8 protein-coding genes are annotated in these 8,929 nt (G+C 69.1%); 2 read left to right on the top strand and 6 right to left on the bottom strand.

Features of this window, described 5'->3' with window-relative positions; genetic code table 11:
• Nucleotides 1-171 precede the first annotated feature (171 nt).
• Nucleotides 172-1,335 carry a phosphorylase family protein gene (locus tag AC16DP_RS08170; RefSeq protein ID WP_329730973.1) on the top strand — a complete coding sequence of 388 codons (1,164 nt, stop codon included), beginning with the start codon at nt 172-174 and terminating at the stop codon, nt 1,333-1,335.
• A 101-nt stretch (nt 1,336-1,436) separates the two neighbouring features.
• Here AC16DP_RS08170 and AC16DP_RS08165 read toward each other — a convergent pair whose 3' ends face one another.
• The 6 genes from AC16DP_RS08165 to AC16DP_RS08140 are packed head-to-tail and all read right to left on the bottom strand — an operon-like array spanning nt 1,437 to nt 6,445.
• Complete coding sequence (locus AC16DP_RS08165) at nt 1,437-1,916, bottom strand: hypothetical protein (RefSeq protein WP_329730972.1); 480 nt, start codon at nt 1,914-1,916, stop codon at nt 1,437-1,439.
• A gap of 51 nt (nt 1,917-1,967) precedes the next feature.
• Nucleotides 1,968-2,528: a nicotinate (nicotinamide) nucleotide adenylyltransferase gene (nadD, locus tag AC16DP_RS08160; RefSeq protein ID WP_329730971.1), complete on the bottom strand. Its 561-nt coding sequence runs from the start codon at nt 2,526-2,528 to the stop codon at nt 1,968-1,970.
• Nucleotides 2,525-3,208, bottom strand: coding sequence for a hypothetical protein (locus AC16DP_RS08155; RefSeq protein ID WP_329730970.1), 684 nt, complete (start codon nt 3,206-3,208; stop codon nt 2,525-2,527). The genes nadD and AC16DP_RS08155 overlap by 4 nt, the downstream gene beginning before the upstream one ends.
• Nucleotides 3,205-4,398 (bottom strand): exo-beta-N-acetylmuramidase NamZ family protein, encoded by a 1,194-nt coding sequence (locus AC16DP_RS08150; protein ID WP_329730969.1) that lies wholly within the window; start codon nt 4,396-4,398, stop codon nt 3,205-3,207. The genes AC16DP_RS08155 and AC16DP_RS08150 overlap by 4 nt, the downstream gene beginning before the upstream one ends.
• A 16-nt stretch (nt 4,399-4,414) precedes the next feature.
• The gene (locus AC16DP_RS08145; protein ID WP_329730968.1) at nt 4,415-5,686 is read right to left on the bottom strand and encodes an adenylate/guanylate cyclase domain-containing protein; all 1,272 of its coding nucleotides are present in this window, start codon (nt 5,684-5,686) and stop codon (nt 4,415-4,417) included.
• 60 nt (nt 5,687-5,746) lie between these two features.
• Entirely contained in the window at nt 5,747-6,445 is a 699-nt protein-coding gene (locus AC16DP_RS08140; protein ID WP_329730967.1) for a tetratricopeptide repeat protein, read from the bottom strand.
• An 80-nt stretch (nt 6,446-6,525) separates the two neighbouring features.
• Between AC16DP_RS08140 and AC16DP_RS08135 the strand changes: the two genes are divergently transcribed.
• Nucleotides 6,526-8,928: an endonuclease MutS2 gene (locus tag AC16DP_RS08135; RefSeq protein ID WP_329730976.1), complete on the top strand. Its 2,403-nt coding sequence runs from the start codon at nt 6,526-6,528 to the stop codon at nt 8,926-8,928.
• Nucleotide 8,929: the final 1 nt, after the last annotated feature.

Raw genomic sequence — 8,929 nt, 5'->3', positions numbered from 1 at the left:
CTTCTACAACCGCCAGCGGCGGCACTCTTCGCTGGGCTACGTCAGTCCAGTGGATTTTGAGCTTGCGGCCTTACCGCAGAAGTTGGCATCTTAACCCTACTGTCCACGTAACCGGGGCAAGCCCACGATGGCCGGCGCGCCCTCTCCGCCTCCGCTGACTGCACGCTCAAGTTGTGGGACCTGGAGACGAGCTGCCTCCTGGCCACGATAGATGGCCACTCGAACAGTGTGAGCGCCTGCGCGGTGCTGCCCGATGGCCGGCGCGCCCTCTCCGCCTCCGCCGACGGCACGCTCAAGCTGTGGGACCTCCACTCAGGAGAATGCCTACAAACGCTCTACGGGAGCGATGCCTTCCTTGGCCTCGCCACCGCTGAGAATGTCATCTGCGTGGGCGACTCCCTCGGCGATGTCTGGATATTGGAGGCCAATCTCGCGAAGCCCCGCCCCCAGCCCACTACTTCGAAATCCACTATGGACCTAGGTATCATCATCGCACTCAAGGAAGAGTTTCGTGTATTCCGAGAGCTGTTGCCTACGTCCCTCCGCGCCGAGCGAGACGAGAATACGGGCCAGTACGACTACACCTTCGAGCTGCCCGGCTCACCCCACCGCTGCGTCATCTCATTCATCGGCGAAATGAACCCCGAGCCCGCTACGCTCCACACCGAGCGCCTCCTCTCCCGGTGGAACCCCCGCACCGTCGTAATGCTCGGCATCGCCGCAAGCCTCCACCCGGACGTGCGCGTCGGGGACGTTGTCGTCGCCAGCCAAGTCGATAATTACCTCGCCTCGGCCAAGGCCCAGCCCGGAGCGGCTCCGGGCTCACACGAGTTTGCCCTCGGCGGCACTGTGTTCCAGGGCGACCACGACTTTCTCTCCCGCGTCCGCAACCTCGAGTTCGCCGAGCGCGAGGCCTTCCTCTCCTGGAGCCAGCTCTGCCAGGAGGCTCTCACCCAGCACGTTCCCGAGCCGGCCCGCACCGAACTCGTCCGCCAGCGACTCCTCCGCTCCGAGCCCGAACTGCTCGACGTCCACCTCGCCTCCGGGCCCGTTGTCGGCGCTGCACACGAGTTTACCCAGTGGCTCCGCGCGAAGCGAGACCGCAATCTCAAAGCGCTCGACATGGAGTCCGCCGGGCTCATGGCCGCCGCCGTCAAGCGCGTCGAGCCCACGCGCACTCTCGTCATCCGGGGCATCTCCGACTACGGCGACGAGCGCAAGAGTACCTTGGATGCCCTGGGAGAGGGCGCTCTGCGCCGCCAAGCCATGCATAACGCCACCACACTTCTGTGGACCCTGATGCGCTCTGGCGTCATCCCAGGCACTCGGGACTGAACGCAGCGGGCCCCGCTGGCCCTCTGCGAGTAAATCGAGGTCCGCTGGAGAGCCTCATAACTGGGGCAGGCTCATTGTGTCAGGAACTTTTGCCTACCTACTTACGGAGAGGGCGGCGCGATGACCGGCTCAAGGATCATCTGGGGATCCTGACTCGACTGCTTGGGGGTCCCCTGCGCGTTCCTGGCGGACACCGTCAGGGACAGGCCCACGGTGAAGGGCTCGCTGCCGGAGGACAGCGCGTTGGTGACGTTCAGGGTGAGCGCGTCCGAGGCGAACGCCGCGACCGTCACGGTCCCCGCTCCCTCCGGCAACGCCTGGGGTGACGTCGTCTCGCCCTGGGTGAGGGTCACGAAGCCGGTGTTGGAGTCGGAGACCCTGCGCAGCGATGCCGCATCGAGGCTCCAGGAGGCGGGATCGAGCAGCCGGTACGTCACCTGATACTCCTGCCCGCTGAACAGCCGCACCTGGGTGCCGTCCCGGTCCGCATTCTCATTGTCGAAGGACCAGGTGGCGCAGAGGTTGCCATCCACCATCCGCACGCTCACACCGATCTCGATGGACTTGATGTCGTTGGCCATGCGCGTTTGTAGCGCGTCCGCTCCGCCGAGGCCACGGGGAACGGGGGGCGCTCACAACCCGTACAGGTGGTGCTCGCGGGCGTAGTCGAGCACCACGCGCGGCACCAGGTCCGAGGGCAGCTCACCCCGGTTCAGCCGCTCGCGGATGTCGGTGGAGGACACGACGGCCAGCGGCGGCCCCACGGTGCCCTCGGCCGGGTAGCCCGCGCGGTACAGCACCACCACGCGCGCCATGCGCTGGATGCGGTCGAAGTCCTTCCATTGCGGCAGATCCTTGAGGATGTCCGAGCCGATGATCAGCGAGAAGCGGTACTCCGGATGGCGCGCCCGGAGGAAATCCAGCGTGTCCACCGTGCGCCCGTCCTTGCCCACCTCGCTCTCCACCTTCGACGTCTTCATCCAGCCCGCGGCGTCCCGGCACATCAGCTCGCACATGCGCACGCGGTGCTCGAAGGGCGCCGTCGTCTTGCGGAAGGGATGGACGAACGTGGGCATGAGCCACACTTCGTCCACGCCCTGGGTGGCGCGCACGTAGTGGGCCGCCATCAGATGGCCCACGTGCGGCGGGTTGAACGAGCCTCCGAGGAGCGCGACCTGCACGGGGGGCCTCACTTGACGGACAGCTTGTTGCGTCGATCCACCGCCAACGTCCGCGGCTCCAGCACGGTCTTCCCATCCAGCCGGAAGGCCGAGAAGCGCAGATCCTTGTCCACCCGCTCCAGCAGGGCGCACGTCTGTTCCGCGGCCCCCGCCAGCCGGCCCGGCGTGAGGAAGAAGCGCGGGCCAATCTGCACCAGCTTCGGCTCGGACTCCTTGCCGTGGATGAAGATGACCGCGTTGACCAGGTCATCCCGGCTCAGGTCGTTCTTGTCGTAGGTGAGGCAGCACAGCGTGTCGCCCACCATGTCCAGCACCTTCCGGGGGATGCTCGGATCGCGGTACTGGATGGAGTCGCGCTCCGGCGTGCGCAGGAAGTGCTCGCGGACCAGCAGGGGATCCGCATCCATCTCCTTGAGCGCGTCGAACGAGACGGACAGCGAGCGCGGACGCGGCTTCTGCTCGGTGACGGCGAGCCACTTGGCCACGTCCTCGATGAAGTCCGCCCCCGAGTACTCCCGGCCTCCCCGGCTGCGCTCCCGCCGGTCGAGGATCCACTCGTCCAGGTCGGAATACCGGCCGCCGAGGAAGATGAAGCGCTGGGCGCCCTTGGCCCGCAACAGCTCATAGGCCGCGTCGAAAGCGGCCAGGTCCCCATGGCTGTCGGACACGATCCCGATGACGTCTTGGCTCACGACCCTCGAGCGTACAGCAGATGACGCTCCCTCCGCTTGGCGAAGTCCCGGGCCTGGGTGTCGAAGCCCTCCATCAGACGATCCAGCGGCCAACCGGCCTCGATCCCCCGGCGGACCTGGTCCGTGCCACAGAGCAGATCGAAGGCCGGCACGTCGTCCACGAACTCGTAGGCGTCCTCGCGCCAGGCGAACCTGCCGCCCTGGCCCAGCTCGTAGAGGGCCTGGAAGATGGCCAGACCCGTCCGCAGCGGGAGGAAGGCGTGACGGTCGGTGACGTGGATGAAGGCCCCATTGCAGGACTCACCCTTGTACTTGTCGAAGGTAGGGGTGAAGCCCACCGCGCGGAAGGCGACGCCGGGCAGCTTCTCGCGCTCCAGGCGGGCGATCAGCGCGTCCGTCTCCACCCAGGGAGCGCCGAACTGCTCGAAGGGACGGCAGGTGCCGCGGCCCTCGGAGACGTTGGTGCCCTCGCCCTGGCACATGCCCGGGTAGACGAGCGCCGTGTCCGGCGTGGGCATGTTCGGCGAGGGCGAGATGAAGGGCAGCCCCGTGTCGGACCAGAAGTCCTCGCGCCGCCAGCCCTCCATGGGCACCACCGTCAGCTCGCAGCCGAAGCCCTGCTCGTCATTGAAGAGGCGGGCGAGCTCGCCGGCCGTCATGCCGTGCCGGTTGGGAATGGAGTACAGGCCCACGAAGGAGCGGTAGCGCTCGCCCACCAGGTTGCCCTCGATGGTGACGCCGTTGAGCGGGTTGGGCCTGTCCAACACGTAGAAGGGCACCTTGGCCTTGCCCGCGGCCTTCATGGCCAGGGCCATGGTGTAGACGTAGGTGTAGTAGCGGCTGCCCACGTCCTGGATGTCGAAGACGAGCGCGTCCAGGCCCCGCAGCCACTCGGCGCGGGGCGAGAGCGACTCGAAGGTGGAGCCGTAGAGGCTGTGCACGGGGACGCCGGTGCGCCGGTCGCGCGCCTCGCCCACGGCCACCATGTACTGGGCCTCGCCGCGGATGCCGTGCTCGGGGCCGAAGAGCGCCGAGAGCTTCACCCCGGGCGTCTGCGCCAGCAGATCCGCCAGGTGGCGGAAGCGCGAGTCCACGCTGGTGGGGTTGACGATGGCGCCCACCTTCTTGCCCTTCAGCGGCGCGAAGCCCTGCTCCACCCAGACATCCAATCCTGTCTTCACCCGTCTCATGTCGTCCCCCACATTCTCAGCGGCCGAGCCGCTCCAGGGCTTCCTTCGCGGCCTTGCGCGAGTCGCAGCCGAACAGGCCCGAGTCCTCGCCCGGGCCTCCATCATCGGCCAGGTCCTCCAGCTCGCCGCGCGCGGAGGCCAGCCTGAGGTCGCCCACTGCATCCGCGGCACTGACGCGCACGCGGCACTCCGGGTACTCCAACAGCTCGATGAGCCGGTCCTCCGAGTCGCCGTGGCCGGCCTTCACACCGCTCCGGTAGAAACCCACCGCCTGACCGGGTGCATCCAGCGCCTCGGCGAGCTGCCCATGGAGCCAGGCCTTCTCCCCCGGATCCTTCTCCTGGCTGATGAGCTTCTCGGCGTCCTGCACCCGCTTGAGCTTCTCCTTGAGGGAGAACTGCTCCTTGTTGGCGGAGGCCTCGGCCACGGCCTCGATGGCGTTCTCCACCTCGCTGTCCCGCATCACGAAGCCGATGCCGAGCACCAGCGCCAGCACGCCGCCGCCCACCGCCAGCTTGCGCGAGGCGAGCGCGGAGGGACGCGGAACGGCCTTCACCGACTGGAGGACCGTGCGGGTGCGCTCCACGAGCCTGCCGCCGGCGGTGGCCGCGCGCGAGCCCAGGGCCGCCGCGGTGGCGGCCAGATCCGGCCCCACGACGAGCGCCGAACTCGGGATGCGCGAGAGGGCCAGGTTGCCGAAGGGCGGCGCCTCCTGGAGGAACGGTGCCCCGGACCCGGGCGACACGTGCACCACGGTGGGCACCTCCACCCGGTAGGGCGCGTGGGGCACCCGGAAGACGCGGATCTTCCCGGGGATGCCCTTGAGCTCGAAGGCGCCCACCTCCTGCGAGGGCACCTCCGCCTTGTTCATGGCCAGGTAGACGGCCTCGGTGAAGAAGACCGCGCCGGGCTCGGCGATGGACTCCACGCGCGAGGCGATGTTGACGGGCTCGCCGAAGACGTCGTTGGACTCGACCCGCACCTCGCCCACGTTGATGGCCACCCGCACGTCCAGCCGCTCGGCCTCGAGCACGGAGCGGTTGTGCTGCCAGAGCCGGTCCTGGATGGCCATGCCGCTGAGCACGGCCTGGGTGGGCGACTCGAAGGTGACGAGGAAGGCGTCTCCGATGGACTTGATGATGCGCCCGCCAAAGGCCTTGAACACCGGGGTGAGGAGATCATGGTGCACCTTGAGCAGGCGCTGGTTCTCCTCGAGGGTCTGCCGGCTGGTTCGCTCGGTGAAGCCCTGGATGTCGGTGAACACAATGGCGAGGTTGGCGGTCTTCAAAGCGGGCGCAGTGTATGCAGTGGCGCCTTCCACGCAATCACGGAGGGGACGAAAGGTTTCCTACCGGCGCGACGGGCGCAGGGGACGCATCCTCTTGGGGGGAGCGGGCGGCTCCAGGCTCGCTCGCAGCCTCGCCGCCAGCTTCGCGCGCCCCGTGCGCTCGTAGAGGTCCACCAGCCGACGAATGACGAGGGGATTCGTTGGCTGCTCGTCCTTCAAGCGCAGCAACTCCTTCTCCGCGTCCGCCGCCCTGCCCTGCTGCTCGAGGACATGGATGAGCTGGAGACGCACCTGCACCCACTCGGGACGGGAGCGGGCGAGGAAGCGGTAGTGGAGCTCGGCCTTGAGCCAGTCACCCAGGGAGGCCCAGAGGCCGGCGAGCCGGAAACGAGCATCCTCGTAGGACGGACGATAGAAGACGGCCAGTTCATGGGAACGGGCCGCTTTCAGGGGGTGGCCCCGCTCCTCCCACAACAACCCGCGCAGGTAATGGACCCGGGGGTTGTCGGGGGCCACGGCGGCGGCGACGTCGAGGTGGGTCTCCGCCTGATCCAGGTTCCCCCCCAACTTCAGCAGGAGCCGGGCCGCCTCCAACCGGGGGAGGGCCTCGGCGGGCCAGACACGCAGGACGTCCTGGACGGATTGCAGGGCCCCGGCGCTGTCACCCGAGGCCTCCCGGGCCAGGGCCGCTGTCAGGTCCCCGGGAACCGGGGCGTCCATGGCCGCCGCGAGCGTGCCCGCCAACACGAGCCAGAGCATGGCGGGCAGATAGCAGAGCGGGTCTGGCTTTCAAAACCCTACCTTCTTCTTGACGGGCGCCCCGGTGGCGCATGAAACCCATGACCGTGCAGATTGCCCAGAGAACGCTCGAAGACCTTGGATTCGCGGACGTGCTCCGCGCACTGGCCCATCGTTGCCGGACCGAGCCCGGAAGGGAGCGCGCGCTCGCCCGGCCGTTCCTCGATGGCGAGGAGCAGGTGGCGGATGCCCTGGCGCTGATCGCCGAGGCGCGGCAGCTGGCCCAGGAGCAGTTCTCCCTGCCGCTGGGCGGAGTGACGGACCTGCGGGGCGCGCTGGAGCTGGCCTCGAAGGGCGGCCTGTTGGAGCCCCGGCAGCTGATCGCGTCGGCGCAGCTGCTGTTCGCCTTCGTGCGTACCCGGGAGGCGCTGGAGGAGCGGCAGCACGTGGTGCCCCGGCTGGCGGCCATCTCCCGGCGGCTGCCGGTGCTGGAGCAACTGGCGGTGCGCATCGACCGGAGCTTCGAGGCGGATGGGGAGATCTCCGACCGCGCGAGCCCGGAGCTGCGCGAGGCGCGGGATCGCGTGCGCGGCCTGCACCGGCGCATCAAGGGCTGGCTGGAGGAGAAGCTCCGCGACGAGAGCTTCCTGCCGAAGCTGCGGGAGAACTACTACACCATCCGCAACGGGCGGTACGTGGTGCCGGTGGTGTCCAACTACCGGGGCGAGGTGCCGGGCATCGTCCACAACGCGAGCCAGACGGGGCAGACGCTGTTCGTGGAGCCCGAGGGGCTGGTGGGCATGGGCAACGACCTGGCCATTGCCCAGTCGGTGGTGACGGAGGAGGAGCGGCGCATCCTCCAGGAGCTGACGAACCAGCTGGGGCGCGAGTCGGCGAAGGTGCTCGAGGGCATCGCGGCGGTGGCGGAGCTGGACGAGGTGGAGGCGGCGGCGGTGCTGGCCGGAGACCTGCGGGCCCACGCGCCCGAGTTCTCGGGTGTGGAGGAGCTGACGCTGCTGCGGCTGCGTCACCCCCGCCTGGTGCTGCGGGACACCGAGGTGGTGCCCAACGACGTGGAGATGAAGGGCGAGGCGCGGGCGCTGGTGGTGTCCGGTCCCAACGCGGGCGGCAAGACGGTGACGCTGACGGCGGTGGGCCTGTGCGCGCTGATGCTGCGGGCGGGCCTGCCCATTCCGGCGGGCGAGGGCTCGAGGATGCCGCTCTACCGCTCGGTGCACTCGACGGTGGGTGACGCGCAGGATCTGTCTCAGGGCCTGTCCACGTTCAGCGCGCACGTGGTGATGCTGCGCAACATCGCGCTGTCGGTGGGCAGGAACTCGCTGGTGCTGATCGACGAGATCGCCGCGGACACGGATCCGCGCGAGGGCGCGGCCATCGCCATCGCGGTGCTGGAGGAGCTGCTGACGAAGGGGGCGGTGGTGCTGGTGACCACGCACCTGGAGGAGCTCAAGGCGCTGGCGCACCTGGATCCGCGCTTCCTCAACGCGCGAGTGGGCTTCGACGCGAAGAAGATGGCGCCCACGTACAAGCTGCAGCTGGGCGCGGCGGGTGCGTCGTCGGCCATCGAGGTGGCGTCGCGGATGGGGCTGCCGGAGCACATCTGTGCGCGAGCGCGCGACCTGGCGATGAACGCGGGAGGAGCGCTGGCCAAGGCGCTGGCGGCGGCGGAGGAGGACCGGCGCAAGCTGCAGGACGAGCTGGACCGGGCGAAGGTGGCGGCGGAGGAGGCCGAGCGGCTGCGGGCGCAGTTGGAGGAGCAGAAGCAGCAGTTCGAGCGCGAGCGCAAGGCGCGGCTGATGCGCTTCAACGAGGAAGTGGCGGCGGCGAGCGACCAGGCGGCGACGGAGGTGCAGGAGCTGCTGAAGGTGCTGCGGGCGCAGTCCAACGAGAAGGCGGCGGCGGACGCGCGGGCGCAGTTGCTGCAGCGGGCGGAGGAGGCGAACCAGCGGGCCAGGGCGGCGAGGGCGGAGCTGTTCCAGGTGGAGGCCCCGCCTCCCGCGGAGCTGCGGGTGGGCGCGCGGGTGCGGCACGCGGGGTTGAACAAGGACGTGGAAATCCTGGAGCTGCACGGGGAGCAGGTGCTGGTGGCGGCGGGCATCATGAAGATGCGCGTGCCGGTGTCGGAGCTGTCGGGCTCGAGGGCGCCGAAGCCGAAGGAGTCGAAGTTCCCCGAGCGCAACAAGCAGGTGCAGCACCTGCAACGGGCGAAGGCGGCGGCGCCGGAGGCGGTGGAGGCGACGAACTACCGGTGCGACGTGCGCGGCATGAGGGCCGAGGACGCGCTCTCGGAGGTGGAGTCGTTCCTGGACCGGGGGATGAGGAGCGGCGAGGAGTCGGCGCTGATCATCCACGGGCACGGCACCGGAGCGCTGCGGCAGGCGATCCGCGACTACCTGGCGGCCTCGCCGTACATCCGCATGTTCCGTCCGGGAGAGAACCACGAGGGCGGAGACGGCGTCACGGTCGTCGCCCTGAGGGCCTGAG

It is taken from the genome of Archangium sp., from assembly GCF_057119385.1.
The sequence above is the reverse complement of the archived record's forward strand: the minus strand, read 5'-3'. Positions and strand labels throughout refer to the sequence as shown.